Annotated in this window: 25 protein-coding genes; 7 read left to right on the top strand and 18 right to left on the bottom strand. The window is 66.0% G+C overall.

Going from position 1 to position 26,956, the window contains the following annotated elements; all coding sequences use genetic code 11:
* Position 1: 1 nt before the first annotated feature.
* Genes C4E04_RS12470 through C4E04_RS12485 form a run of 4 tightly spaced genes read right to left on the bottom strand, consistent with a single transcriptional unit; the run spans position 2 to position 4,678 of the window.
* On the bottom strand, positions 2–2,326 hold the full coding sequence (locus C4E04_RS12470; RefSeq protein ID WP_174219271.1) for an RNA degradosome polyphosphate kinase: 2,325 nt from the start codon (positions 2,324–2,326) through the stop codon (positions 2–4).
* The gene (locus C4E04_RS12475) at positions 2,313–3,005 is read right to left on the bottom strand and encodes a DnaA ATPase domain-containing protein (protein ID WP_109597819.1); all 693 of its coding nucleotides are present in this window, start codon (positions 3,003–3,005) and stop codon (positions 2,313–2,315) included. Before C4E04_RS12475 ends, C4E04_RS12470 begins: the two co-directional genes overlap by 14 nt.
* Positions 2,998–4,113 (bottom strand): AI-2E family transporter, encoded by a 1,116-nt coding sequence (locus C4E04_RS12480; protein WP_371682065.1) that lies wholly within the window; start codon positions 4,111–4,113, stop codon positions 2,998–3,000. Before C4E04_RS12480 ends, C4E04_RS12475 begins: the two co-directional genes overlap by 8 nt.
* Positions 4,114–4,144: 31 nt before the next feature.
* Entirely contained in the window at positions 4,145–4,678 is a 534-nt protein-coding gene (locus C4E04_RS12485) for a CDP-alcohol phosphatidyltransferase family protein (RefSeq protein ID WP_109597821.1), read from the bottom strand.
* A 143-nt stretch (positions 4,679–4,821) separates the two neighbouring features.
* On the opposite strand from C4E04_RS12485, the gene purM reads away from it, so the two are divergent.
* Both purM and purN read left to right on the top strand, forming a co-directional pair.
* Positions 4,822–5,892, top strand: coding sequence for a phosphoribosylformylglycinamidine cyclo-ligase (gene purM / locus C4E04_RS12490; protein WP_109597822.1), 1,071 nt, complete (start codon positions 4,822–4,824; stop codon positions 5,890–5,892).
* Complete coding sequence (gene purN, locus C4E04_RS12495) at positions 5,889–6,536, top strand: phosphoribosylglycinamide formyltransferase (protein ID WP_109597823.1); 648 nt, start codon at positions 5,889–5,891, stop codon at positions 6,534–6,536. The genes purM and purN overlap by 4 nt, the downstream gene beginning before the upstream one ends.
* Before the next feature lie 220 nt (positions 6,537–6,756).
* Here purN and C4E04_RS12500 read toward each other — a convergent pair whose 3' ends face one another.
* The 3 genes from C4E04_RS12500 to ndk form a co-directional block, all read right to left on the bottom strand.
* On the bottom strand, positions 6,757–7,119 hold the full coding sequence (locus C4E04_RS12500; RefSeq protein ID WP_109597824.1) for a hypothetical protein: 363 nt from the start codon (positions 7,117–7,119) through the stop codon (positions 6,757–6,759).
* An 86-nt stretch (positions 7,120–7,205) separates the two neighbouring features.
* On the bottom strand, positions 7,206–9,365 hold the full coding sequence (locus tag C4E04_RS12505) for a molybdopterin-dependent oxidoreductase (protein ID WP_109597826.1): 2,160 nt from the start codon (positions 9,363–9,365) through the stop codon (positions 7,206–7,208).
* Between the two features lie 330 nt (positions 9,366–9,695).
* The gene (gene ndk / locus C4E04_RS12510) at positions 9,696–10,118 is read right to left on the bottom strand and encodes a nucleoside-diphosphate kinase (RefSeq protein ID WP_109597827.1); all 423 of its coding nucleotides are present in this window, start codon (positions 10,116–10,118) and stop codon (positions 9,696–9,698) included.
* A gap of 219 nt (positions 10,119–10,337) precedes the next feature.
* Here ndk and C4E04_RS12515 point away from each other — a divergent pair, with 219 nt between their 5' ends.
* The gene (locus C4E04_RS12515; RefSeq protein ID WP_109597828.1) at positions 10,338–10,748 is read left to right on the top strand and encodes a DUF2147 domain-containing protein; all 411 of its coding nucleotides are present in this window, start codon (positions 10,338–10,340) and stop codon (positions 10,746–10,748) included.
* Positions 10,749–10,943: 195 nt separating this feature from the next.
* On the opposite strand, the gene C4E04_RS12520 is transcribed toward C4E04_RS12515, so the two are convergent.
* The gene (locus C4E04_RS12520) at positions 10,944–11,651 is read right to left on the bottom strand and encodes a glutathione S-transferase N-terminal domain-containing protein (protein ID WP_109597829.1); all 708 of its coding nucleotides are present in this window, start codon (positions 11,649–11,651) and stop codon (positions 10,944–10,946) included.
* Positions 11,652–11,845: 194 nt separating this feature from the next.
* Between C4E04_RS12520 and C4E04_RS12525 the strand changes: the two genes are divergently transcribed.
* Positions 11,846–12,094 carry a hypothetical protein gene (locus C4E04_RS12525; protein ID WP_109601083.1) on the top strand — a complete coding sequence of 83 codons (249 nt, stop codon included), beginning with the start codon at positions 11,846–11,848 and terminating at the stop codon, positions 12,092–12,094.
* Positions 12,095–13,179: 1,085 nt separating this feature from the next.
* Here C4E04_RS12525 and C4E04_RS12530 read toward each other — a convergent pair.
* Positions 13,180–13,860 carry a 3-oxoacid CoA-transferase subunit B gene (locus C4E04_RS12530; RefSeq protein ID WP_109597830.1) on the bottom strand — a complete coding sequence of 227 codons (681 nt, stop codon included), beginning with the start codon at positions 13,858–13,860 and terminating at the stop codon, positions 13,180–13,182.
* Positions 13,860–14,594, bottom strand: a complete 735-nt coding sequence (locus C4E04_RS12535) for a CoA transferase subunit A (RefSeq protein WP_109597832.1) — start codon at positions 14,592–14,594, stop codon at positions 13,860–13,862. The genes C4E04_RS12530 and C4E04_RS12535 overlap by 1 nt, the downstream gene beginning before the upstream one ends.
* Positions 14,595–14,783: 189 nt before the next feature.
* On the opposite strand from C4E04_RS12535, the gene C4E04_RS12540 reads away from it, so the two are divergent.
* Complete coding sequence (locus C4E04_RS12540) at positions 14,784–16,577, top strand: AsmA-like C-terminal region-containing protein (RefSeq protein ID WP_109597833.1); 1,794 nt, start codon at positions 14,784–14,786, stop codon at positions 16,575–16,577.
* Here the strand turns inward: C4E04_RS12540 and C4E04_RS12545 are convergent.
* The 4 genes from C4E04_RS12545 to C4E04_RS12560 form a co-directional block, all read right to left on the bottom strand.
* A complete protein-coding gene (locus C4E04_RS12545; protein WP_109597834.1) occupies positions 16,571–17,374 on the bottom strand; it encodes an ABC transporter permease in 804 nt (267 codons plus the stop codon). The two genes, C4E04_RS12540 and C4E04_RS12545, sit on opposite strands and share 7 nt — an antisense overlap.
* A complete protein-coding gene (locus C4E04_RS12550) occupies positions 17,371–18,276 on the bottom strand; it encodes an ABC transporter permease (protein WP_109597835.1) in 906 nt (301 codons plus the stop codon). The genes C4E04_RS12545 and C4E04_RS12550 overlap by 4 nt, the downstream gene beginning before the upstream one ends.
* A gap of 2 nt (positions 18,277–18,278) precedes the next feature.
* Entirely contained in the window at positions 18,279–19,478 is a 1,200-nt protein-coding gene (locus C4E04_RS12555; RefSeq protein ID WP_109597836.1) for an ABC transporter ATP-binding protein, read from the bottom strand.
* A 142-nt stretch (positions 19,479–19,620) separates the two neighbouring features.
* Positions 19,621–21,102, bottom strand: coding sequence for a DHA2 family efflux MFS transporter permease subunit (locus C4E04_RS12560; protein WP_245416096.1), 1,482 nt, complete (start codon positions 21,100–21,102; stop codon positions 19,621–19,623).
* On the opposite strand from C4E04_RS12560, the gene C4E04_RS21410 reads away from it, so the two are divergent.
* Positions 21,086–21,262 (top strand): hypothetical protein, encoded by a 177-nt coding sequence (locus C4E04_RS21410; protein WP_245416097.1) that lies wholly within the window; start codon positions 21,086–21,088, stop codon positions 21,260–21,262. The two genes, C4E04_RS12560 and C4E04_RS21410, sit on opposite strands and share 17 nt — an antisense overlap.
* 3 nt (positions 21,263–21,265) lie before the next feature.
* Here the strand turns inward: C4E04_RS21410 and C4E04_RS12565 are convergent, their stop codons facing one another.
* Positions 21,266–22,465: an HlyD family secretion protein gene (locus C4E04_RS12565; RefSeq protein WP_109597839.1), complete on the bottom strand. Its 1,200-nt coding sequence runs from the start codon at positions 22,463–22,465 to the stop codon at positions 21,266–21,268.
* A gap of 145 nt (positions 22,466–22,610) precedes the next feature.
* On the opposite strand from C4E04_RS12565, the gene C4E04_RS12570 reads away from it, so the two are divergent.
* Positions 22,611–23,279: a TetR/AcrR family transcriptional regulator gene (locus C4E04_RS12570; protein WP_109597840.1), complete on the top strand. Its 669-nt coding sequence runs from the start codon at positions 22,611–22,613 to the stop codon at positions 23,277–23,279.
* Positions 23,280–23,349: 70 nt separating this feature from the next.
* Here the strand turns inward: C4E04_RS12570 and C4E04_RS12575 are convergent, their stop codons facing one another.
* From C4E04_RS12575 to C4E04_RS21625, 3 genes are all read right to left on the bottom strand, one after another.
* Positions 23,350–24,036: a Crp/Fnr family transcriptional regulator gene (locus tag C4E04_RS12575; protein WP_109597841.1), complete on the bottom strand. Its 687-nt coding sequence runs from the start codon at positions 24,034–24,036 to the stop codon at positions 23,350–23,352.
* Between the two features lie 134 nt (positions 24,037–24,170).
* Positions 24,171–25,325, bottom strand: coding sequence for a DegT/DnrJ/EryC1/StrS aminotransferase family protein (locus C4E04_RS12580; protein WP_109597842.1), 1,155 nt, complete (start codon positions 25,323–25,325; stop codon positions 24,171–24,173).
* Entirely contained in the window at positions 25,325–26,929 is a 1,605-nt protein-coding gene (locus C4E04_RS21625; protein WP_109597843.1) for a Gfo/Idh/MocA family oxidoreductase, read from the bottom strand. Before C4E04_RS21625 ends, C4E04_RS12580 begins: the two co-directional genes overlap by 1 nt.
* Positions 26,930–26,956: the final 27 nt, after the last annotated feature.

Raw genomic sequence — 26,956 nt, forward strand, 5'->3', positions numbered from 1 at the left:
GTCAGCGCAATCCGCGCTTGGCGAGCGCCTTGGGGCTCGACGTTTTCAGGGATTTGCCCCGGCCGGACAGACTGGGATTCGTCATGAAATACCTGTGAGCATTGAACGGCTCCTCGCCTTTGGCGGGGACGATCCGCCGGCTCGTGCCGTCGGAGAGCACCATCCAGCTCTGCTCGTTGTCGAGGAGGTTGGCGAGCATGATCTGGTCGAGAACCTGCTGATGGACCGTCGGGTTGAGGATCGGCAGGAGCGCCTCGACCCGGCGGTCGAGATTGCGCGGCATGAGATCCGCCGACGAGATGTAGACATGCGCCTTCGGGTTCGGCAGCCCCTGCCCGTTGCCGAAAGCATAGATCCGCGTGTGCTCCAAGAACCGGCCGACGATGGACTTGACCCGGATATTCTCGGACAGGCCCTTGATGCCGGGACGCAGGCAGCAGATGCCCCGCACGATGAGGTCGATCTGCACGCCCGCCGCGCTCGCGTCGTAGAGCGCGTCGATGATGACGGGATCGACCAGGGAGTTGCACTTGCCCCAGATCGAAGCCGGGCGCCCCGCCTTCGCGTGGGCGATCTCCTCGCCGATATGCTGGAGAAGCCGCTGCTTCAGGTTGATCGGCGACACCGCCATGCGTTCCAGCTCCGCCGGCTCCGCATAACCGGTGACGAAGTTGAAGATGCGCGACACGTCGCGCCCGATCACCGGATCGGCCGTGAAGAACGAGAGGTCCGTGTAGATGCGGGCCGTGATTGGGTGATAGTTGCCCGTTCCCACATGGCAATAGGTGATGAGCTGGCCACCCTCGCGCCGCACCACCATGGACAGCTTGGCGTGGGTCTTCAGCTCGATGAAGCCGAACACCACCTGGGCGCCGGCGCGCTCCAGGTCCCGCGCCCAGCGGATATTGGCCTCCTCATCGAAGCGCGCCTTCAGCTCGACCAGAGCCGTGACGGACTTACCGGCCTCCGCGGCCTCGGCGAGCGCGGCCACGATGGGGGAGTTCGACGAGGTGCGGTAGAGGGTCTGCTTGATGGCCACCACGTTCGGATCCCGCGCCGCCTGGTGAAGGAACTGCACCACCGCGTCGAAGGATTCGTAAGGGTGGTGGACGATGATGTCCTTCTCGCGGATCGCCGCGAAGCAATCCCCGCTATGCTCGCGGATGCGCTCGGGAAAGCGCGGGTTGTAGGGTTTGAACTTGAGATCCGGCCGATCGAGGCTCACGAGCTGGGACAGGTCGTTGAGGCCAAGCATCCCTTCCACGACGAAGAGCTCGTCCGCGGCGATCTCCAGCTCGTCGACCACGAACTGGCGCAGGTCCTCGGCCATGGCGACTTCCGCCTCGAGCCGGATCACGCTGCCGCGACGGCGGCGTTTGAGGGCCGTCTCGAAGTGCCGGACGAGGTCCTCCGCCTCCTCCTCCACTTCGAGGTCGGAATCGCGGATGACCCGGAATGCCCCCTGCCCCTGGACGTTGTAGCCCGGGAACAAGCGGCTCGTGTAGAGCACGATCATCTGTTCGAGCGCGATGAAGCGGGTCGCACCGGTTTCCGAGAAATCCGGCAGGCGGATGAAGCGCTCCGCCCGTACGGGCAAGCGGATCAGCGCGTTCAGCACCTTCCCGTCACTCTGGCGCACGAGCTTGAGGGCGATGGAGGAGCCGAGATTGGGGATGAACGGAAACGGATGAGCCGGGTCGATGGCGAGCGGCGTCAGGACCGGGAAGATATGGTTGAGGAAGTAATCCTCCAGCCAGGAAGCCTCTGGCTTGGTCAGGCCCGATCCTTCCACCAGGACGATCCCCTCCTCCTGCAGCGCACCCTTGAGCTCGCGCCAGCGCTCCTGCTGATCGGAGGCGAGCTTAGAGACCTCTACGGCGATCTTGGCGAGCTGCTCCTGCGGCGTCAGCCCGTCCTGCGACGTGGTCGCCACGCCGGAGCGCACCTGCCCGCGCAGGCCCGCCACGCGCACCATGAAGAACTCGTCGAGATTGTCGGCCGAGATGGACAGGAAGCGCAGCTGCTCCAGGAGCGGGTGGTTCCGGTTCGCAGCCTCCTCCAGGACGCGCCGGTTGAACTGGAGCCAGGAGAGCTCCCGGTTGATGAAGCGCTGCGGGAACTGGCGCAGGACCGCCCCGTCGAGCTCGATATCCGGCGGGGCCTTGGGGGCCGGGGTCTCGCTAACGATCTCGGCTTCGTCCAGGACAAGGGCGCTGCGCACGTCTACCTCCACGGCTTTCCGCGACGTCCGTTTTGGTTTGGATTTCGTGACGGTTTCGCGACGGCCCGGTGCCGAAGGCTTCACGTCTTCTTCAGTCGATCTCATCCGTATCCCGAATGCCCCCGAGAACTTCCGATGCGATGGCGCGCGAGACGCGGCGTCCCCGACTGAGGGCCTCCTTGTCGAGGAGCGTCACCACCTCGGCCGCTTTCGTGAGCGACCGTTCGATGCGCAAGGCAATGTAGTCGACAACGCTGGTGTCGACCACCAGTTGCCGGTCGACGAACAGCTTTACCAGGACGGCCTTGAGAAGCGCGTCGTCCGGCGGATCGAGGGAGACGCTCGGAGCGAGGCGCAGCCGCGACAGCAGGTCCGGCGTGCGGACGCCCCAGGAATCCGGCGCGGACTCGCAGGTCATCAGCACGGAGGCCTGTCGCTCGCGGGCCAGGTTAAGCAGGTGGAACAGGGCAGCCTCGTCCCGCTCGGCCCGGTCTATATCCTCGATCACCAGGGCACCGTTCGAGACGAGGTGCGGAACCTTGTCCCGGGTCACCTCGAAGGCGTCCACCGTCCAGGCATGGGCGGTCTCGGCCCAGATCGCCGCCAGGTGGCTCTTGCCGCTGCCACGGGGCCCGGTGAGCAGGAGCACCGTGTCGGGCCATTCGGGCCAGCTCTCGATCGTGGCGTAGGCCTGTTCGTTGGATGGGCTGACGAGAAAGTCCTCCCGTCCAAAGCGCGGGTCGAGGGGCAGGTCGAAGGCGAGCTGCTTGGGGCCCTCACGCATCGTACTCGATCCGCTTCTTGTCCGCCTCGGGGCCGGGCATGAGGATCACCGGATCCGTGCCGCGATAGAGGGGGCTCGCCAGATATTGCCTGAGGGCGAAGCGCGCGATGACGCCCATGGCGGCCGCAAGCGGGACCGCCAGGAGCAGGCCCACGAAGCCGAACAGGGCGCCGAAGGCGAGGAGCGCGAACATCAGCCAGACCGGGTGGAGCCCCACGGAGTTGCCCACGAGCTTCGGCGACAGGATATTGCCTTCCACGAATTGCCCGAACACGAAGACGCCAAGCGTCGCGAGGATCCAGGTCCAGTCCGGCCAGAACTGCACGATGGCGACGCCCAGGGACAGGATCAGCCCGGTCAGCGAGCCCACATAGGGAATGAAGCTCAGGATGCCGGACGTCATGCCGATCATCGCGCCGAAATTGAGCCCGATGAACGAAAGGCCGACCGCATAGAAGGTCCCGAGGATGATGCAGACCAGGGCCTGCCCCCGCACGAAGCCCGCGATGGCCGAGTCGATGTCGCGCGCGATGGCCCGGATCGTCTCCCGCTGCCGCACCGGCATCCAGGAATCGATGGTGGCGACCATGCGGTCCCAATCCACCAACATGTAGAAGGCAACCACGGGGGTGACCACCAGGAGGGAAAAGATGCTGAGCAGGGCCTGTCCGCCGGACCACAGGGACTGGAGGAAGGTGCCGACCCAGGCGATGCCCTGGCTCAGGAGGTTGCCCACGGAGGTCTGCATTTCGGGCAGCGCACTGGCACCGCCGATCTTCTCGATGAGCGGGCCGCCCTGCTCCACGACGAGTTGCTGCAGCCGCGCCACGTAGCTCGGGAGCCGCTGGACGAACGCCCCCACCTGCTGGGCCCCGAGGGGAACCACCACGACCAAGAGGACGATGAAGATCAGCACGAACAGGATCAGGATGACGAGGCTCGCGCCGAGGCGGCCGATGCCGATGCGCTGGAGCCGGTCGGCCAGGGGGTCGAGGAGATAGGCGAGCGCGAAGCCGGCCACGAACGGCAAAAGGACCGTCCGCAGGACGAGAAGCAGCACCACCGCGACCACCAGGGTCACGGTCCAGAATACGATCTGCCGCTGGATCGTCATTACGTGTTCCCGTCTCGCTCGCGCCTTAGCCGGTCATATGCCGGAGCCATCCTCCGAGATAGGCACCCGCCGACGCAACGGTCAAGGCGGCGACGACGCCCATCATGGCGGTCCGGACTGGATCGCTCACCTCGATGCCGAAGGCGCTGGCGCCGAGAACGAAGGCCGCGAAGGCGATCTGGGCTCCCGTGTTCAGCTTGCTGACCCAGATAGGCTTGATCGCCACCGGCCTGTGCATGACCCAGGACAGGAGCACGGCCCCGACGATCATGGCATCCCGTGACACCACCGCGATGGCGACCCAGCCCGGGATCGTGCCCGTCACCGCCAGGGTGACGTAGATCGAGACCAGGAGCGCCTTGTCGGCAATCGGATCGAGATAGGCCCCGAACTCGCTGCGCATGTCGAAGTGCCGGGCGATGAAGCCGTCCGCCGCATCCGACAGGCCGGCGAGGACGAAAAGCACAAAAGCCGTCTCCCACCGCCCCTGCATGATCATGACGATCACGAACGGGACGATGACGAGCCGCGCGATGGTGATGAGGTTCGGGATCGTCATAGGCCAATGATGGGGTGCCGGCCCGCCCTCCGCAACGGCAAAGCTTGCCCCGGGGCCCTCCGGTGCGAAGGCGCCCGGACCAGAAACCCCCTTGCCTTTCCGGCCCCTCTCGCCTTACTGCCCCGCAAGGACGAGGATTGCCGATGAGCGAGAAACAGCAGAACGGGCTCACCTATGCGCAGGCGGGCGTCGATATCGATGCCGGCAACGCCATGGTCGATCAGATCAAGCCCCTGGTGCGCGCCACCCGCCGACCAGGTGCGGACGCAGAGATCGGCGGCTTCGGCGGCCTGTTCGACCTGAAGGCTGCAGGCTTCAAGGACCCGATCCTGGTGGCGGCCAATGACGGGGTCGGCACCAAGGTGAAGATTGCCATCGACACGGGCATCCACGACACGATCGGCATCGATCTCGTGGCCATGTGCGTGAACGACATCATCGTTCAGGGAGCCGAGCCACTCCTCTTCCTCGACTATTTTGCGACCGGAAAGCTGGAGCCCGAGGTCGGCGTCGCCATCGTCAAGGGCATCGCCGAAGGCTGCCAGCAGGCGGGTTGCGCGCTGATCGGCGGCGAAACGGCCGAGATGCCGGGTCTCTATGCTCGGGGCGATTACGACCTGGCGGGCTTCGCGGTCGGTGCCGCCGAGCGCGGGACCCTGCTGCCCAGGGAGGTGAAGGCCGGGAACGTGCTCATCGGCCTGCCCTCCTCCGGGGTCCATTCCAACGGCTTCTCCCTGGTCCGCCGGATCGTCGAGCTGTCGGGCCTTGCCTGGGACGCCCCCGCGCCCTTCGCGCCCGGTCGCAGCCTCGCAGAGGCGCTCCTCGAGCCGACCCGCATCTACGTGAAGAGCCTCCTTGCAGCCCTGAAGGCGGGAGACGGCATCAACGCGCTCTGCCACATCACGGGCGGCGGCTTTCCGGACAACATCCCGCGTGTGCTGCCCGACGGTGTCGGCGTGCGGCTCGACCTCGACGCCATTCCGGTCCCGCCGGTCTTCGGCTGGCTCGCGGCGACCGGCGGGGTCGCCGAGGCCGAGATGCTGCGCACCTTCAATTGCGGGATCGGCATGATCGTCGTGGCGGAAGCTGACAAGGCCGAGGACGTGATGAAGCGCCTTCGCGCCGCAGGCGAGAACCCGGTCCGCATCGGCGAGGTGATCGCCCATGAGGGCGGCGAGCAGGTCCGGACCGCGGGACACCTGTCTCTCAGATGACCCGCCGCCGCATCGCCATCCTGATCTCGGGGCGTGGCTCCAACATGGTCTCGCTCATCGAGGCCGCGCAGGGAGCGGATTTCCCCGGCGAAATCGCTCTCGTCCTTTCGAACCGTCCCGACGCGGGTGGGCTCGAGCGGGCGAAAGCGGCCGGAATCGAGGCGCTCGCCATCGATCACAAGGCCTATTCCACCCGGGAAAGCTTCGAGCAGGCCCTCGACGCGGCCCTGCGCGAGCGGTCCATCGACTTCGTCTGCCTCGCGGGCTTCATGCGCGTGCTGACATCCTGGTTCGTGGAGCGCTGGGAAGGCCGGATGATCAACATCCACCCGTCCCTCCTGCCGCTCTTCCGCGGCACGCACACCCACCAGCGCGCGCTGGGGGAAGGCGTGCTGGTTCATGGCTGCACGGTGCATTTCGTGGTGCCGGAGCTCGATGCCGGCCCCATCGTAGCCCAAGCGGCTGTGCCGGTCGTCCCCGGCGACACGGAGGACAGCCTGAGCGCCCGCGTGCTCGCCCAGGAGCACCTTCTCTATCCGGCGGCCCTGCGCATGATCTGCGACGGCAGCGCCAGGCTCGCAGACGGCCGGGTCGTGTTCTCGGAAAGCTGGTGCGCCGATACGGCTCTACGCTCGCCGGACTGAATCCCTATAGGGCCAGTTCGGTGTGGTCGGGGATGAGACGCACGACTGGGACGAGCACGACGGAATCCCCTCTCCCTTGTGGGGAGGGCTAGGGTGGGGGTGTTAGCGCTACGGTCTGAAACTTCAGAGCCCACACCCCCACCTCCAACTCCTCCCCACAAGGGAGAGGAGAGTCCCGCAGCGCTTCCCTTCGCGTTTCCTGGAGGAGAGGACCGGCGCCTTACAGGCTCGGGCGCTGCAGTTTGCAGGAATCGATGGCGCCGATGGCCTTGGCGCGGGCGGTCTCGTTGAACACGCCGGTATCGCGATAAGCCTGGACCTCCTCGGCGCTCATGGCGCGCATGGTGCGGCCGGCATAGCAGTCGCATTTGCGCGACAGGGAGGCCTCGCTCACGTTCTGGAGCTTCGCCTGCGTCACCGCGCAGGCCTGGCGGACGCGCGCCTGCAATTCGCCCATGCTCGCAGTCTTGAGCGCCGGATCCGGCTGATACTGGGTCGGCATGTTGGAGGCGGCCGCGAAGGCGGCATGGGTCGAGGCGGCAATGGCGAGGGCGGCCAGCACCGGGCGAAGAACGGCTCTCATGAGGGCTCCTGATGGAATATGCGATGAAGCTTAAGGATAGGCTCGTCCCGGCAGGGTCAAGGGGCTGTCGCCAATAGCCTTAAGACTTAGACAATAGCGGGCTGCGCTGCGTCCATCGCTTCCGTAACAGAAGGCGGCAACGGGAAATCCCGCCCGGGCTCCGCCTTGGCGAGTGCGACCCGGTTGTCGTGGAACGCCGCGCCGCCATAGGGCGCGACCTGATCGGCGCCCGTGAGCGTGTTGATGCCGCGCCCATATGGGTGCGCCGCATTGGGCCACACGCCTTCGGCGATCAGAACCCCGCGCCGCACGCCCTCGAACAGGCGTGCCCGGAGATAGACCTCGCCGCGCTGGTTCCTGAGAACGACCCAGTCGCCATCCGCGATGGCGAGCGGCGCCGCATCGGCCGGGTGGATCATCACCTCCGGCCGCCCCTCCTTCGCCCGGGAGGTCGGCGTCTCGTTGAAGGTGGAGTTGAGGAAGTTCCGGGCCGGGCTCGTGGCGAGGCGGAACGGATGCTCGTCGGTGGCTTCCTCCGTCACCGGCCAGTGGTCAGGAAAGGAGGGCAGCGCCGTCCACGGCCCCATGGCGCCGTTATTGCCGGACGGGATATGCGTCCAATCGGGCCGGAACCGGAACTTGCCGTCCGGGTAGGCGAAGCCGTCGAGGTAATGGGCCTCGTGGAAGGGAGGCTGCGCATCCTTATGCACCTCGGCCTCCAGATCGTCGATCGAGCCCCAACCGGAATGCCGCAGGGTCCAGTCGATCAGCGCCCGCGGCTCCATGTCGAAGCCTGGATGCACGGCGCCGACCCGTCCGGCGATGGCGCGGATCACCTCGTGGTTCGGGCGACACTCTCCCGGCGGCTCCACGAGCTTGGGGCCGATCTGGAAATGCTGGTGCCCGCCTGCCGAATAGAGATCGTCGTGCTCCATGAACATGGTTGCCGGCAGCACGATGTCGGCCATGAGCGCCGTCTCGGTCATGAACTGCTCGTGCACGCACACGAACAGGTCTTCCCGAGCGAAACCCCGCTTCACCAGCTCCTGCTCCGGCGCGACCGAGACCGGATTGGTGTTCTGGATCAGCATGGCCTTCACGGGCGGTCCATGGAACAGCGCCTCCGGATCGCCGGTCAGCACGCGGCCGATCTGCGACTGGTCGAGGCGGCGCACCGTGGTGTCGGCGACGTCGAGCGCCTCGATCATCGTCTTGTTCCAACGATAGATCGCGCTGTTGCTGTGGAACGCTCCGCCGCCCTCGTGCTGCCAGGCGCCGGTCACGGCCGGGATGCACGAAGCCGCATGCATGTTCACGGTTCCGTTGCGCTGGCGGGCGAAGCCGAAGCCGAGGCGGAAATAGGTCCGCCGGCGCTCGCCCACGAGCCGCGCGAAGGCTTCGATCTCGGCGACGCTCAGGCCCGTGATCGCAGCCGCCCATTCGGGCGTGCGGCTTTGCAGATGCGCCTCGAATTCGGCCGGATGGTCGGTGTAGCGCGCAAGGTATTCGCGATCCGCATGACCGTCCCGGAACAGCACGTGCATCACGGCGCAGGCCAGCGCGCCGTCCGTGCCCGGCCTCAGGAGCAGGGCCATGTCGGCCTGCTTCATGGTGGCATTCATGTAGATGTCGATGGCGACGATCTTGGCCCCGCGCTCCTTGCGGGCGCGCAGGGCGTGGGTCATGACGTTGACCTGGGTATGCACCGCATTCGTGCCCCAGATCACCACGCAATCGGCCTTCGCCATCTCCCGCGGATCGGGGCCCGCGAGCCGGCCCGTGCCGGCCACAAAGCCCGTATAGGCGGTCGCCGTGCAGATGGTGGAATACTGGCCCGAATACCGCTTCACGTTGCGCAAGCGGTTGATGCCGTCGCGCATCACGTAGCCCATGGTGCCGGCGTAGTAGTACGGCCAGACGGAGGCAGGGCCGAAATCCGCCTCCGCCTCCAGAAACTTTGCCGCCACGATGTCGAGCGCCTCGTCCCAGGAGATCCGCTCGAACTGCCCGGAGCCCTTGGGACCGGTGCGCTTCAGGGGATGAAGCAGGCGGTCCGGATGGTGGATGCGCTCCCCATAGCGCGCCACCTTCGCGCAGACGACGCCCGCCGTGTAGTCGTTCGTCTTCGCCCCATGCACGCGCCCGATAGAGCGCCCGTCGATCACCTCCACGTCGAGCGAGCAGGTCGACGGGCAGTCATGCGGGCAGACGGAGGGACGGCGCTCGATGCGCGGGCTGTGATTCATGGCCGGCCATCTTCGGACAAGTGCGGCCGAATGGAAAGCGCATCACCTAGGAGAATGCTCGGAGGGAGGCGCGTTCCATCATTCCGGGGCCGCGCAGCGGAGCCCGGAACCCATAAACACTGACGGCGCAGGATCGGAGCTATGGCAGCCGCTGCGCTTCATCCTCAATCGTTGGCGGTTATGAGTTCCGGGCCCGGCCCTTTGGGCCGTCCCGGAATGACGGAAAAAGCACTACCCTGCCCTCCTCCCCACAAAGGAAAGAGAAAGCTCCAAAAACAAAAATCCCCGGGACATGCCCGGGGATCCTGAAGGCAACGCCTGGAAGAAGCGTTAGCCGACGATCTCGTTGCCCGAGAAGAACTGGGCGATCTCGATCTTGGCGTTGTCCTGGCTGTCGGAGCCGTGGACCGAGTTCTCGCCGATGGACTTGGCATAGAGCTTGCGGATGGTGCCTTCGGCGGCGCTCTCCGGGTTGGTGGCGCCCATGATCTCGCGGTAGCGGACCACGGCATTCTCGCCTTCCAGCACCTGCACGACCACCGGGCCGGAGGTCATGAAGTCCACGAGTTCGCCGAAGAAGGGACGCTCCTTGTGGACCGCGTAGAAGGTCTCGGCCTCGCGGCGGCTCATGAGGATACGCTTCTGCGCCACGATGCGCAGGCCCGCCTTCTCGATGACGGCATTGATGGCGCCCGTCAGGTTCCGCTCGGTCGCGTCGGGCTTGAGGATGGAGAACGTGCGCTCGGTGGCCATGAAACTCACTCTTGAGAAGAGAAATAGGGAAAGTGCGGCGCTTATAACGGCGCGGTCCATGGGCCTCAAGGGCTTTTCGCGCCTGCGAAGGCCCTCCCGCCCCGCCCGGAACCGGACGGGAAGGCGATTCTTCGGTGCATAACCCGATGGTCCTGGAGCGGAAATGCCCTAGTCTCGACCTTGAGGTCCCTCGAGAGACCGTCTTTTCGGGAGCGAAACATGAAGCCTGCCCACCTCGCCGCCGCCCTCGGCCTCGCCCTCCTGGCAGGGCCAGCTCTGGCGCAATCCGCCGATCCGAGCGGCACCTATCTCAGCGAGAGCAAGGAGACGCGGGTGAAGGTCGCGAAATGCGGCAGCGCCTATTGCGGCACCATCGTATCCGTCCAGGGCGAGACGAAGGACGTGAACAACCCGGACCCGAAGCTGAAAGGCCGCAACCTCGTCGGCGTCCAGATGATCTCCGACCTTCGGCCCTCCGGCGAGGACTTCACGGGCCAGCTCTACAACTACAAGGACGGCAAGACCTATACGGGCAAGATGAGCTTCAAGGGCGGGAACGCCATGCAGCTCTCCGGCTGCATCCTCGGCGGCCTCATCTGCCGGTCCCAGACCTGGACGAAGGTGAACTGATCCTTCGGTCGCTTCGGGACGGCGCTACCTTGCTCTCCCCCACGGATCTCGCGTGTTCGCGGGAAGCGCACCCCAGCCCTCTCCCCCTTGTTGGGGAGAGTTGGAGAGGGGGGTGTTGGCGCTGGACTTTCAGACCGTAGCGCTCACACCCCCACCCTCCCCACAAGGGGGAGGGAATTCTATGGTGCCAGCCTGCTACCGCGCCTTCTGGCCGAACAGGACGGCTTGGACGGCGGGGTCTGTCAGGTCGGTCTTCTCCCGGTCCTCGGAGCTGACCGCGATGCCGCGGGCGACGGCCGGGCGCGCGAGCACGGCGGCGAGCCAGCGCTTCACGTGCGGGAAGTCTTCGATGTTCTGCCCCTGCCGCTCCCAAAGCTTCGCCCAGGGCGCAATGGCCATGTCGGCGATGGAATATTCGCCGGCCACGAAGTCCCGGTCCTCGAGCCGCTTGTTCAGGACGCCGTAGAGACGGTTCGTCTCGTTGGTGTAGCGGTCGATCGCGTAAGGAACCTTCTCGGGCGCATAGATGCGGAAATGGTGGGTCTGGCCGAGCATGGGGCCGAAGCCGCCCATCTGCCAGAACAGCCACTGGTCGACCTCCACGCGGTCGCGCTCGTCCTGCGGATAGAACTGGCCGGTCTTGCGGCCGAGATATTGCAGGATCGCGCCGGATTCGAAGACCGAGATCGGCTGCCCGTCGGGCCCGTCCGGGTCCACGATGGCGGGCATCTTGTTGTTCGGCGAAATCGTCAGGAATTCGGGCCGGAACTGGTCCCCCTTGCCGATATTCACCGGGTGAATCCTGTAGGGAAGCCCCGTCTCCTCGAGCATGATGGTGATCTTCCATCCGTTCGGAGTCGGCCAGTAGTAGAGTTCGATCGGTTGTTGGGCGGACGCCGCCATGACATGCCTCTCTGGTCGTTGACTGAACGCTCGTCGCGTGACGTTAAGACATAAGATCGGGACGCGAGCCAGCTTTGGCAACGATTTCCGGTGGACAGGATGCATGGCCGCCCCGGCACCCTTGCATGTTTCAAGGTTTCATATGAGATGCCCGGAGCGCCTTTTCCGACAGCATGGCGCCTCAGGGGGTTTCCATGACGAACCGTGTCTCACGCACCATCTGCGCCGCTGCGGCAGCACTTCTCCTCGCAGCGCCGCTCCCGGCCCTGGCCCAGGCCAAGAAGGAGCCCACCGCCGGCCAGCTCGCCGCCCGCGAGCGCATGGCGAAATGCAGCGTCGAATGGAAGGAGGCCAAGGCCTCCGGCAAGGTCACGAAAGAGATGAAGTGGCCGAAATTCTGGAGCGAGTGCAACAAGCGCCTGAAGGGCGGCGACAAGGCCTGAGGCTAAAGCGGGGCGGGCTCCGTCGCGCAGTGATAGCGCGATGGGCCTCTCCTCCGGTGAGGTCAAGCCTATGGCGGAGGAAGCGGCACGCTGCTTTCCGCCCTGGATCTCAGGGAAGCGCTGCGCGGCTCTTCGCCTGCGGATCACAGATGTTCGCGGGAGGCGCCGACGTGCCCTCTCCCCACGGATCTCGGGTGTTCCCGAGATCCGCTCCCATCAGACGCAAGTCGGGAACACCCGACTTGCGGTGGGGGAGAGTTGGAGAGGGGGGTGTTGGCGCAGGACTTTCAGACCGTAGCGCTCACACCCCCACCCTGGCCCTCCCCACAAGGGGGAGGGAAAGCCGTCCCGCTCTGCCCCGCTTGTTCCGCTTTCGTTCTTGACTTGACACTAAAGCTAAGCTATATCCTTGCGCATCTGCTCCCGCCGAGGGGCGCGCTCGCGAGGCGTCGCCGAATGCGGGGAGCGGAACGGTCCTGCGGCAGTCTCTTACGCACGAGACTGGGCAGGTGGCCCCGGCAGAGCCGGAGGTCCGGGCTGGCCCGGCGCCGCGTGCGGTTCTCACCGCAAGGCCGCGTCCGGGCAGTACGTGGACCTTCCGCGGCCGGTCCGCCGAAACAAACCGTGCGCGCTGACGCTTCGGCTCACCGCATTTTCCACCATCCCAGCAGAGCCGGAGCGATCCTCTCGTCCCCCTCGATCCTGCTGTCTCCTCCGGGCTTCACCGCCCGGAGGACGCAGCGGCATGCCTTCCTTGCGCATCGTCATTCCAAACCGCTTCACCGTCATTCCGGGGCCGCGTCAGCGGAGCCCGGAAACCATAACCACCAGCGTCGCAGAACAAGGAGCAGCGGCAATTGATGCGTTCTCTCCGGCACCGTCAGCGGCTATGGGTTCCGGGCCCACGCCATAGGCGTGTCCCGGAATGACGGTGGTGCGCCCTTTCGTCGATCCGGAGGAGAAAAGCGCCTCACGTCCGCTCTGGACTGGATCCGTCATCATCCCGGCCTCGAGAACCCTGCCGTCCCAAACAAAAATCCCCGGCACCAGGCCGGGGATGGGAATGCGCAAAGCGGCGCAGCAGGTCAGGCGGCCGATTGGCGGCCCTCGGCGAGGGCGACGCGGAAATCCGCCTCGGTCTTGGCCTTGATCTCATCGACCGTGACGCCGTCGGCGAGCTCGGTCAGGGCCATGCCGCCATTGCCTTTCTTGTCGATGGTGAAGACGCCGAGATCCGTGATCACGATGTCGACCACGCCCGCGCCGGTGAGCGGCAGGGTGCAGGCCTTGAGCAGCTTCGCGGATTCCGAGCCGTCCTTGCCCTTGGCCACGTGCTCCATCACCACGACGACGCGCTTGACGCCCGCCACCAGGTCCATGGCGCCGCCCATGCCCTTCACCATCTTGCCGGGGATCATCCAATTGGCGAGGTCTCCGTTCTCGGCCACCTGCATGGCGCCCAGGATCGACAGGTCGATATGGCCGCCGCGGATCATGCCGAACGAGTCGGCGCTGGAGAAATAGCTCGTGGTCGGCAGTTCCGTGATGGTCTGCTTGCCGGCATTGATCAGATCGGCATCCTCGTCCCCTTCGTAAGGGAAGGGTCCCATGCCGAGCATGCCGTTCTCCGACTGGAGCTGCACCCGCATCCCCTTGGGGATGAAGTTGGACACGAGGGTCGGGATGCCGATGCCGAGATTGACGTAAAAGCCGTCGCGCAGCTCCTTCGCGGCGCGCTCGGCCATCTGGTCGCGGGTCCAAGCCATCACACTTCCTCCCCTGCCCCGGCTCCGGCCATCTCGGGCCGCTTGCGGGTCGTCCTCTGCTCGATGTGCTTGGTCGGGTTCGCCACGTGCACGATGCGCTGCACGAAGATACCCGGCGTGTGGATGCAGTCGGGGTCGATCTCCCCGGCCTGGACGAGATGCTCGACCTCCGCGATGGTCACCTTCGCGGCGGTCGCCATCATCGGGTTAAAGTTTCGGGCGGTCTTGCGGTAGACGAGGTTGCCCTCCGTGTCGCCCGTATGGGCGTGGACCACCGCGAGGTCGGCGAAGATCCCGCGCTCCATCACGTATTTCTCGCCGTCGAACTCGCGCACTTCCTTGCCCTCGGCGATGAGGGTGCCCACGCCCGTCTTCGTGAAGAAGGCCGGGATGCCGGCGCCGCCCGCCCGGATACGCTCGGCGAGCGTCCCTTGCGGGTTGAATTCCAGCTCCAGCTCGCCCGCCAGGTATTGCTGCGCGAAGAGCTTGTTCTCGCCCACATAGGACGAGATCATCTTGCGGATCTGGCGCGTCTCCAAAAGCCGGCCCAGGCCGACCCCGTCGACGCCGGCATTGTTGGATACGAAGGTCAGGTCCTTCGCGCCGGATTCCCGGATCGCCTCGATGAGGGCCTCGGGAATGCCGCACAGGCCGAACCCGCCCGCCATGATGGTCATGCCATCCTTCACAAGCTCGGCCATGGCCGAGCGAGCATCCTTGTAAACCTTGTCCATCAAACCCCTCTTTGGGCTCATGCCGTTTCGTCCCGCCCGGGGCGGTTGGCGCCACCCTGCAACCTGGCCTCAATTTAGACAATCCCTTCGTATGGATATAAGGATAACCGACGGCCGCGCCCGCTGCGCTGCTGCAACCTGCCCGCCGGGGCCTTCCCACGGCGGGCCCAAAGGCCCCGATCACCGTTCATGTCCCGCCGCGTCGTTCTTCTCATCGCCCTGGTCACGCTCGCCCTGCTGGGCGCAGCCTCGGCCCCCTGGACTCTGAATCCGGGTGGCCTCGCGGCAGCCGTGACCGAGCACTTGGAGGGACGATACGGGCTTGCCGTCACGGTGTCCGGACGCAGCACCTTCGCGCTCCTGCCGACGCCGCGGGTGAAATTCGAGGAGGTCTCTCTCTCGTATCCCAAGCAATCCCTGAAGGCGGAAGGCGCCACCCTGCGGGGCGAATTGCGGATTCTCCCCCTCTTCCTGGGCCGGATCGAGCTGTCCGAGATCGCCCTGAACGATGCCCGCATCACCGCCTCAATGGAGGCGCTGCGGCGGATCGACTGGGCGCGCCTGTTCAAGGACCGCATGGGCGAGACCCATGCCCGGCGCCTCGTCCTCGCGGCCTCGTCCATCCAGTGGTCGGATTTCCCCGATGCCGGGCTCTCCGACGTGAACCTCCTCATCAACTGGAGCGGAGCGGGCGATCCCCTCCATGCGGTCGGCGGCGCCGTCTGGCGTGGCGAGAAAGTCATGGTCGAGCAGGCCTCCTTCGACCCGATCCGCCTCGCATCGGACCAGCTCAGCCCCCTCGCGCTCACCCTATCGGCTCCGTCAGGGCGCCTCTCCCTCCAGGGCGAGGCTCAGATCGGGGACGATCCGCGTTTCACCGGGCAGAGCCTCGTCAGCGCCACCTCCCTGCGGGACTTCGCGCGCTGGAGCGGGACTGGCCTGCCGTTCGGCTCCCTCATGCAGGCGGTCGTCGTCGAGGGAGACCTGTCGGTCAACCGGCGACGCATCTCCTGGCCATCGGTGACCGTGACCCTCGGATCGGACACCCTCGAGGGTACCCTGGCCGTGCGTCTCGATGCGGAACGCCCCGTCATCGCCGGGACCCTGGCCGCCGGTCAGCTGGACCTGTCGGATTTCGTCCAGCCGCTGGCTCAGGCCCGCACCGGTTCGGGCGCCTGGAGCGAGGAGGCCATCAATCTCCTCCAGGTCACCGGGAACGATCTGGATCTGCGCCTGTCGGCCTTGAAGGCCCGCCTCGGACGCCTGCATCTGGGCGACATGGCTGCCAGCATCCTGGTGCGCCCGGGCCGCATCGAGGCCTCCCTCGGGCGCGCGGATTTTCACGAGGGCACCCTCAAGGGCCGGTTCTCCCTCGTGGCCCAGGAGAAGGGCGTCGACCTGAAGAGCCAGGGCGCCTTCGAGGGCGTGAACGTGGCGTCTTTCCTGGCCGAGATCGGCCAGCCGCGCTGGATCACGGGCGTCGCCCAGGGCCAGTTCGCCCTGGAGGGTGTCGGCGCCAGCCCGGCCGAAGTCGCACGCCGCGCCCAGGGCCGCTCCACCGTCACGGTCAAGCAGGGCGAGCTCGTCGGCCTCGCGCTCAACGACGCCCTGAGGCAGGTGGACAAGCGTCCCCTGTCGGCGTCGCTTTCGTGGAAGGGCGGCCGGACGCCCTTCGATCAGGCGCAGGCCCAGCTCGCGATCGACGGCGGGATCGGTGACATCGTGGAGGGCCGCATCAGCGCCCCGACTCTCTCGACCAGCCTGCGCGGGCAGGTCTCCCTGCCCGAGCGCGGCCTCCGGATGAAGGTCGAGGTATCGCCGCTCACGACAAGCCCGAGCCTCGCGCCCGCCATCGTCTTCGACGTGTCCGGCGGCTGGGACGACATCATGATCACGCCGGATGCGCGCTCGCTCATCGAGCGGTCCGGAGCGGCCCGTCCCCTTTTCGGCGTGGAGGCCGCTCCCCTCGCGACCGCTCAGTGAGCCTTGCGCCGGGAGCGGAGGGCCGAGCGCTTGGTGAGGAGCGTCGCAGTCGCAACGCCCACGGCCACGATCCCGATCAGGATGGCGGAGGCAGCGTTCACCTCCGGTGACAGGCCGAGACGGACCTGGCTGTAGATCTTGATCGGCAACGTCGTCGCCCCCGGGCCCGCATTGAAGCTCGCGACCACGAGATCGTCCATGGACAGCGTGAAGGCGAGCAGGAACCCGGCCACGATGGACGGGGCGATCAGCGGCAGGGTCACGGAGAAGAAGGTCCGCAGGGGCGGCGCGCCCAGATCCATCGCGGCCTCTTCGAGAGACCTGTCGAAGTTCATGAGCCGCGCCTGGACCACCACCGTGACGAAGCACATGGTCAGCGTCGTGTGGGCGAGCGTGATGGTCCAGAAGCCGCGATCGAGACCGATGGCCACAAAGAACAGCAGCAGGGACAGGCCGGTGATCACCTCCGGCATGACCATGGGGGCATAAACCATGCCGGTGAACAGGGTCCGGCCCGTGAAGCGGCCGTAGCGGGTCAGGGCCAGGGCCGCGAGCGTGCCGAGTACCGTCGAAAGGCTGGCGGACAAAAGCGCGATCCGCAGCGTTACCCAAGCCGCCTCCATGAGCGCCTCGTTGCGGAACAGCGCCACGTACCACTGGGTCGAGAACCCGCCCCAGACAGTCACGAGCCGCGATGAATTGAACGAGAAGACGATCAGGAGAAGGATCGGCAGGTACAGGAACGCGAAGCCGAGCACCAGCGCCGTGACGTTGAAGAGACTGAGGCGGCGGTTCATGGCCGGGTCTCCAGGCGGCGAGCCTCTACGTCGCGATAGACCACGATCGGCACCACGAGAATGATGAGGAGCAGGATGGCGACCGCGGAGGCGAGCGGCCAGTCCCGGTTCGAGAAGAACTCGCTCCAGAGTTGCCTGCCGATCATCAGGGTCTCCGACCCGCCCAGGAGATCGGGGATCACGAACTCGCCGACCGCCGGAATGAAGCACAGGAGCGAGCCCGCGATCACGCCTGGCATGGCGAGCGGCACCGTGATGGTCCAGAAGGCGCGCCAGGGCGGGCAGCCGAGGTCGAGCGCGGCCTCGATGAGCGTGTCGTCCATCTTTTCCAGGATGGCGTAGAGCGGCAGCACCATGAAGGGCAGATAGGCATAGACGATGCCGATGAAGACCGCCGTCTCCGTATTGAGGATCGTCAGCGGCTCGGCGATCAGCCCGATCCCCATCAGGGCCTGGTTGAGCAGCCCCTCGGGCTTCAGGATGGCGATCCAGGCATAGATGCGGATCAGGAAGCTCGTCCAGAACGGCAGGATCACCAGCGCCACCAGGAGCGACCGATGACGCTCCGGCGCCCTCGCCATGGCATACGCGATGGGAAAGCCGACCAGGAGCAGGAGCACCGTTGAAATCGCCGCGATCCGCACGGACGACAGGGTCGCCCTCAGATAGAGATCGTCGCTCGTCAGCACCTCGAAATTCTCGAGATCGAGCTGACCGAAAAAGCCGATCAGGTCGCTCCAGTCGAAGACGGGCTTGTAGGGCGGCTGCGCCACTGCCGGATCGGACAGGCTGATCTTGAGGACGATCAGGAAGGGCAAGAGAAAGAACAGGCCGAGCCACAGATACGGCACGGCCGGCACCAGCGACGAGGCCAGTTTCTTCGGAAGGGATCGCGCCATCATGGCTAGTCCGCCAGAATCACGGCCGCGTCCGGCGCAAAGGTCACATGGACCCGATCGTCCCAGTCGATGGGATTTTCCACGTAGCGGGAGCGGTTGGCCCGCGTCACGCGGATGATGGCGCCGGAATCGAGCATGACCCGGTAGACAGTCCAGTCGCCCAGATAGCCGATGTCCCAAACCTCACCGCTGAGCACGTTCTGAGCGCCGGACTCGGGCGCCTCCCGTTGGATCGACATCTTCTCGGGCCGGACGGCAATCGCCACCGCCTGGTCCCGGTGCAGCACCTCGTCCGGATCGTCGATGGTCAGCGGCTCCCCGGTCGCGGCGGAGCGGACCTGCCACAGGCCCTGCTCCTGGCCGAGCACATGACCTTCCAGGATGTTCACGTCTCCGACGAACTCGGCGATGAAGCGGTTCTTGGGTTGCTCGTAGATCTCGCCGGGCGTCGCCACCTGGGCGATCCGGCCATGGTCCATGACGGCGATCCGGTGGGCCATGGTCATGGCCTCTTCCTGATCGTGGGTCACGACGATGAATGTCATGCCGAGCTCATGCTGGATGTCCATGAGCTCGAACTGGGTCTCCTCCCGGAGCTTCTTGTCGAGGGCGCCCAGCGGCTCGTCGAGCAGGAGCACCTTCGGGCGCTTGGCGAGTGCCCTGGCCAGGGCGACGCGCTGGCGCTGTCCGCCCGAGAGTTGCGACGGAGAGCGCTTGGCGAGCTTCTCGAGCTGCACAAGACGGAGCATCTCGCCGACCCGGGCGGCGATCTCCCCTTTGGGCAGGCCATCCTGCTTCAAGCCGAACGCGATGTTCTTCTCAACGCTCATATGCGGAAAGAGCGCATAGGACTGGAACATCATGTTCACGGGCCGCCGATAGGGCGGCACGCCCGAGAGCCCTTCTCCCGCCAGGGTGATGCGGCCCTCGCTCGGCTCCTCGAAGCCCGCGATCATGCGCATGAGCGTGGTCTTACCGCAGCCTGAAGGTCCAAGCAGGCAGAAGAACTCGCTCTCAAAAATATCCAGGGACAGATGATCGACGGCGACGGCCTCGCCGAATCTCTTTGTGACGTTCTCGACCCGGATAAGCGGCTTGGCGTTCGGGTCCGACCAGGGAGCGAAGGCGCGGCGCACGGCGCCGACAGAAGCGGACTTGGACGGAGGGGGCTTGGGAGGAGGAGGCAATTTCGTCGGGAACCCCATAGAGGCTGATGGAAAACGACGCGCAAACTATGCTGTCCGGGCCCAGAGAACAACAGGGTAAACGCTTCGTTTCCCCTGTTGCCTGAACAAGCCGCCTGCGGGGCCGGAACCTCTCCCGGCCGCAGCCTTCCCGAAGGCCGATTTAATGCCCCCCGCCACCCCCGGCCGGGGCTGCCCGCGGCTTCCTGATGAAGGGCAGCGCGCAGAGAAGTGCCACGAACAGGAAGGTGAGCAGGTAGAACACGTCCGCGAAGGACATGACCGTCGCCTGCAGCCTGACCATGCGCGACAGGCTCTTGAGCGCCGCCGCGCCGGCATCCGGGCCGAGGCTATGGTAGGCCCGGGTCATGGCGTCCAGGGTCTCGACGGCAGTCGTATTCGCCCAGTTGACGCTGTCGTGCAGGCGCTGGAGGTGCAGGTCGAGCCGGTTGTTGAGGATCGTGTTGATCAGCGCGAGACCGACCGCGCCCCCAAGATTTCGGGTCAGGTTGTAGAGGCCCGAGGCGTTCTTGATCCGCTCGGGCGGCAGGGTCCCGAGGGCGATGTTGTTGATCGGCACCATACAGATCATCAACCCGACGCCGCGCAGGACCTGAGGCAGGAACAGCTCCCAGAAATCCCAATCCTTGGTCAGGCCCGTGATGAGCCATGTGCCGAGGGCGAAGGACGCGAAGCCAATGCCCATCATGATCCGCGGATCGAGGCTCCGCGACAGCCGCCCCGCGATGGGCGCCGTCAGGAACATGCAGGCGCCGGAGACGAACATGGTCTCGCCGATCTGCAGGGCCGAATAGCCCCTCACCTGGGCGAGATAGAGCGGGTAGAGATAGGTCAGGCCATAGAGCCCGATGCCCATGACGAAGCTGAATGAGGAGCCGGCCAGGAAGTTGCCGTCCTTGAAGGCGCGCAGATCCACGATCGGCTGCTTCGCCGTGAACGCCCGGTAGAAGAATCCGATGGCGCCGACCGCGCAGATCACCGCGAGGATCGCCACCGCCTCATCCTGGAACCAGTCGTTGGTCGGGCCTTCTTCCAGCACGTATTCGAGAGACCCCAGAAAGGCCGCCATGAATGCGAGGCCGGACCAGTCGAAGGATTTGAGCAGGTCGAGATCCGGCTCGTCGAAATCCACCAGAAGATAGGTCGAGATCGTCACGAAGATGCCGGGCACGATGTTCACGAGGAACAGCCAGTGCCAGGAGAACAGCTCCGTGAGATAGCCGCCGATGGTCGGCCCCACCGTCGGCGCGAGCGTCGCCACGAGACCGATGAGCGGCGAGATTACGGGCCGCTTCTCGGGCGGGAAGACCGTATAGGCCGAGGCGAACACGGTGGGGATCATGCCGCCGCCGATGAAGCCCTGGAGCGCGCGCCAGACGATCATCTCGTTGATCGACGTCGAGGTGGCGCACATGAGGCTCATGAGGGTGAACCCGCTCGCCGAGATCACGAACATCCAGCGGGTGGAGAGCACGCGCGACAGGGTGCCGGACAGCGGGATCATGATGACCTCCGCGATCAGGTAGCTCGTCTGAACCCAGGAAATCTCGTCCGTGGAGGCCGACAGGCCCGCCTGGATCTCGGACAGGGACGCGGAGACGATCTGAATGTCCAGGATCGCCATGAACATGCCGAAGACCATGCAGAAGAACGCAAAGGTCCGGCGTCGGTCGAGCGCAGCCGGCTTCGCCGGGGCTGCGGGCCCGGAGGGCGAAGGAATCGAAGCCGGCGACCTGGCGGCAGTGGCGGCCATGGTGGGTCCTGACAGGTTGTCCTGGTGGTAGCGGTCAGTGCTGGGCAGTCTTGACCGCCTGAGCAGGCTCGCGGACGTCCACGCTCACGACGACCGAGAGACCGGGGCGCAGCATGCCCTTCCGGGCCGCATCCTCGGAGACCGCGATCCGCACGGGCACGCGCTGGACGATCTTGGTGAAGTTGCCCGTTGCATTCTCGGGCGGCAGCAGGCTGAACACCGCGCCGGAAGCCGGCGAGACGCTCTCGACGGTGCCGGGAATATCGGCGTTCGGGAACGCATCCACCTCAAGGTGCACCTTCTGGCCGGGCTTCAGCTCGGCAAGCTGGGTTTCCTTGAAGTTGGCGTCCACATGCACGCTGTCGAGCGGCACGATGGCCGCGAGCCGCGCGCCGGGCTGGAGATAGGTGCCGACCTCGACGGCCTTGTTGCCGACGACCCCGTCGACCGGGGCGCGGATCTCCGTAAACGAAAGATCCCGCTCGGCCTTCTCGACCGCGGTCTGCTGCTCGGCCGCGACGCGTTGCGCCTCGATCTGCTGGGCGTCGAGGACGTCCACATTGGCCTGGGCCAGGGTCAGCGCGGCCTGGGCACTCTTTACGTTGGCCTCGGCGCGGTCGCGCTCGGCCTTGGCGTTCTCGAAGGTGGCCTTGCTGGCGTAGTTGGACTGGGCGAGCTGCTGCTGGCGGGCGAAGTCCCCGGCGGCACGCTCGGCATCCGCCTTGGCAGCTGCGACCTGCGCATCGGCCTGCGCCACGGAGGCCTTGGCAGCCTCGATCTGCCGCCCGATGCGCGCGACGGCGCTCTGCTGGGTCGCGAGCTTGTCCTTGGCGGATTGCAAGGCCAGGCGGTAATCCCCGTCGTCGATCTTGGCGATAAGGTCGCCGGCCTTCACGCTCTGGTTATTGGACACGGCCACGGAGGCCACATAGCCCGAGACCTTGGCGGACAGGATCGTGATGTCGGCCTGCACATAGGCATCGTCCGTCGACACCGTGAAGCGGCCGACCGTCCACCAATGATAGCCCTCATAGCCGCCGAAGCCGAGACCCGCGAGGAGAACCGCCGGGAGAACAACTTTCTTGCCGAAGCCGGCCTTGGCCTTTCCTTTCGGAGCAGGACCGGCCTTGGGAGCAGCCGCCTCTTCGGGCACGGCCACGGGCTCCGGGGCCTTGTCGGCCTGCGGAGCGGGACCTTCGCCTTTGGAGCGGGCGTCTTCGTCGCGATATGCCATGTCGTGCCAAACCTTCGTGTGCAGGATGCGCGAGCCTGGAGCCGCGGCGGAACGCACACTGGAAATCTATCAAGGTTGCTCTTATATCGTTTGACTGAACGGTTCGGTCAATGGCAAAACCGACATCAGAGGTGATAAAACGCACATGAGCAGTTCCATTGTTGCGCCGGAGCGCCCCGTCGCAGACGAGGGTGTCGACAGCGCGAAGCGTCGTCAGATCCTGGAAGGGGCGCAGCAGGTCTTCCTTGCGGAAGGCTTCGACGGCGCAAGCATGGGGGAGATCGCCAAGGCGGCCGGAGTTTCCAAAGGAACCCTCTATGTGTATTTCGCCAGCAAGGAGGCGCTTTTCGCCGCCCTGACCATCGAGAAGAAGCAGAGCCTGGCCGAGGTCCTGTTTCAGATTGATGCGGACAACCCTGACGTCAGGTCGGTCCTCGCCAGCCTCGGAAGCAGCTTCCTGAGCCATATCGGCGATCCCGAGCACATCTCATCGGTCCGCATGGTCATCGGCGCCGCAAACAAGCTTCCCGAGCTCGGCCGCATGTTCTACGAGGCCGGCCCCTGCCGAGGCATCGAGCGGCTGAAGGCCTACCTGGACCGCCAGGTCGCAGCGAAGCGCCTCGCCATCGAGGATACGAGCGTCGCGGCCCAGCATTTTCTTGACCTCTGCCAGTCGGGTGTCATGCGCCGCCTGCTTTTTGCCGTCGGGTCCCGGCCCGACGAACAGGAAATCCGGAAGAACGTCGAGAATGCCCTGCGGGTCTTCTTCGCCGCCTATGGGCCGAAGGCAGCGGACCAGAAGGAGCGCGGCTGAGCGCCCTGCCCGCTGCGCAGTCTCCCCCTTAGGTAAAACTAATGGTCTGAAGGAAGGGATGAAGCGCTTCCTACGCGTCGTCGCGCAAAGCTTCCGCCACCCGCGCCCGAAGCACGTCCGGCTGGCGCAGGATCAGGGCGCCCCGGGTCCGCTCGATGAGTCCCTCCTGGGACATCAGGGTGAATTCCCGCGTTACCTGCTCGCGGCGGCACCCGATTCGGGCCGCCATGATGTGGTGGAAGGGCGGCGGCGTGATCACCCGCTCGCCGTTCCGATCGGTCCGGGGAACCGACAGGCGCAGGAGTTCGGAATAGAGCCGGTGCCGCAGGTCGAGGACGGTCTGCTCCACAAAGCGGGCATTCAGCTCGCGGATCCGGGACGCCATGAGACAGAACAACCGCTCCGACACCTTGGTGTGCGCAAAGATCAGCTCCCGGAACACGGCCGCGGGCATGACGCAGGCTTCGCCTTTGGTCAGGGCCGTGACATTCGCCGAGCGCTTGATACCGTCCAGGGCGGCCAGCTCCCCGAACAGCTCCCCGGCCTTCATTTCGTCGAGGATGACTTCCTTGCCCGAGGCCGTCCGCATGAGGACCCTCACCTCCCCTGAGAGGAGGAAATAGACGTCCGTGGACAGGTCGTCGAAATCGACCAGGATCTCCTCCGGATCAAATCGGCGCCAGTTCGCCCGCGCCTCGTAAGGCGTGAGATCGAGCCCGAGATCCTTGAAGAGCTGAACGCCAGAAAGCCGCGCCATGTTCGCCCCCTCATCGACGGTCCCGCCTTCATAGCAGCAAGTCAAGGCCAAGCTAGGGGCAAATGTTGTTACGTCAAATGAAAAGAGCCAGGTCCGCACGGACCTGGCTCCTTCCTAGGGACTATCCCGAATTCTTATTCTGCGGCGTTTTTGTGTTGGTTTGCGAGGGCGGTTTTGACGGCTGCGATAATGCGGTCCTGCACGGCCGGCGTCAGATAGGGGTGCATCGGCAGGCTCACCACCTCCTGCGCCAGGCGCTCCGACACCGGCAGACCGTTGCCCGCCACAGGATAGCCCTTGTACGCCGTCTGCTGGTGCAGCGGCTTCGGGTAATACACCGCCGTCGGAACCCCGGCCGCCTTCAGGTCCGCCTGGAACCGCTCGCGGTCAAAGCGGCCCATCCGCAGCGTGTACTGCGCCCACACCGAGGTGTACCCTTCCGGCACCTCCGGCACGATCGCCACGTCGCGCAGATGCTCGTTGTAGTACTGCGCCACTCGGTTGCGTGCCTCGATCTCGCTCGGGAAGATCTTCAGCTTCTCGATCAGCACCGCCGCCTGCATCGTATCGAGGCGGCCGTTCACGCCGATGCGCACGTTGTCGTACTTCTCCGTCCCCTGCCCGTGCACCCGGATCGAGCGCAGAACCGTGGCCAGCTCGTCGTCGTTGGTGAAGATCGCGCCACCGTCGCCGTAGCAGCCCAAGGGCTTCGCCGGGAAGAAGCTCGTGGTCGTCGCATCGCCGATCACGCCGACCTTGCGGCCCTTGTAGGAGGCGCCGAAGCTCTGCGCCGCGTCGCACATCAGCCACAGGCCCTCACGGGCGCAGAACGCCTCGATCGGCGCATAATCGGCCGGCAGGCCGAACAGGTCCACCGGCACCACCCCGACCGGGTTGAGCTTGAGCGACCGGGCCGTCTTCAGCCCCGCCTCCAGGCTCGCCATGTCCAGGTTGAAGGTGTCCTCGTGCACGTCCACGAAGATCGGCGTCGCGCCGACCCAGGCCACCACCTCGGCCGTCGCCGCAAAGGTAAAGCTCGGGCACAGAATGGCATCGCCCGCCTTCACGCCCTTGGCCATCAGCACCATCGCCAGCGCATCGGTGCCGTTGGCGCACGAGATCGAATGCTTGGCGCCGCAGAACGCCGACAGATCCGCCTCCAGCGTCGCCACCTCCGGGCCCATGATGTAGCCGCCGTGGTTGACCACGCGCAGGATGGCCTCGTCCATGGCGGCGCCGATCCGCGCACGCTGGGCCAACAGGTCAATGAACGCAATCGGGTCCGACATCAGGCAATCTCCTCAAGGGTATGGGGGCCGGTCTCGCGGTAGCGGCGGCCGGTTTCGGGGCAGACGAGATCAGGGCCGAGCTTGGCCCCCGCATGGCTCATCCAGCCGATGCGCCGGGCCGGAACCCCGGCCATCAGCGCAAAGGCCGGCACGTCCTTGGCCACCACCGCGCCTGCCGCAATGAACGAATATTCCCCAAGGGTATGGCCGCACACGATCGTCGCATTGGCGCCGATCGAGGCGCCGCGCCGGACCAGGGTCGGCCGGTACTCGGACTTGCGCGCAATCTCGGAGCGCGGGTTGTTCACGTTGGTGAACACGCAGGACGGACCGCAGAACACCCCGTCCTCCAGGGTCACGCCCTCATAGACCGAGACGTTGTTCTGGATCTTCACGTTGTCGCCCACCGTCACCTTCGGGCCGATCACCACGTTCTGGCCGACATTGACGTTCTTCCCCAGCCGCACGTTGCCGAGAATGTGGCTGAAGTGCCAGATCTTCGAGCCCGCGCCGATCTCGACGCCGGCATCCACATAAGCCGTCTCATGGATCGTCACGCCCGGATAATCCTTGGCCACCCGCGGCGCGGCAGGCGCTGCCGCCTTCGCGGCCGTCGGCTCGGCACCGTCGCCGCCCCGCGCCCGGCGCAGGGAAGCGGCCGCCCGCGACAGCACCGAGAGCACCCGCAGGCCCTCGCGCCCGTCCGTGCGCGGGGTTGCGCCGGTGCGCACGCAATCGATGAAGTGCAGGCATTCCTGCTTCAAGGGCTCGTCCTGCGGCACCGTGACCGGCACCGCGTCCGCCTTCACGGGCACCGGCATGGCGTCCTTCCACTCCACCTTGTGCGGGTAAAGCAGTAGCTTGCGCTCCCAGGCCTCGCCGTCGTCGAACACCGCCATGGCGTCGGAACCGACCACCACCAGCTTCTGCTCCTTGAACGGGTGCAGCCACGACACGAACACATGCGCCCGCTCCCCGCCCGGGAAGGCCAGATGCGTCGTCGTCACGTCCGCGATGGCGTCATGCAGGTAATAGCCGCCGACCGCCTCCACCTTCTCGGGCTCGCTGCCGATCAGCGACAGGATCATCGACAGGTCGTGCGGCGCAAACGACCACAGGATGTCCTCCTCGCGGCGGATCTTCCCGAGATTGAGCCGGTTCGAATAGACGTATTGCAGCCGCCCGAGCTTGCCCTCGCGCACCAGCCGCTTCAGTTCGAGGAAGATCGGGTGGTACTGCAGCAGGTGGCCGACCATGAGCCGGCGGTCGAGCCGCTCGGCCAGCGCGCACAGCTCCTTGGCCTCCTCCACCTCGAGCGCCAGCGGCTTCTCGACGAAGACGTGCTTGCCGGCCTCCAGCGCCTGCTTGGCGAGCCGGTAATGCAGCGCCGCCGGCGCCGCGATCGCCACCGCATCGATGCCCGGATCGGCCAGCGCCGCCTCGAAGTCCAAAGAGCGCCCGCCATGCTTGGCGATCAGCGCCTCGACGGTCGGCTGGTGGGCGTCGACCAGGGCCTCCAGCGCCCCGATCTCGGCGAAGTTGCGCACCAGGTTCTTGCCCCAGTAGCCGCACCCGACCACTGCCACCCGCACATCGCTCGCCATCGTGTCTGCCTATCCGCTCGTCTTGCT

Source organism: Microvirga sp. 17 mud 1-3 (assembly GCF_003151255.1).
GTDB lineage: Bacteria > Pseudomonadota > Alphaproteobacteria > Rhizobiales > Beijerinckiaceae > Microvirga.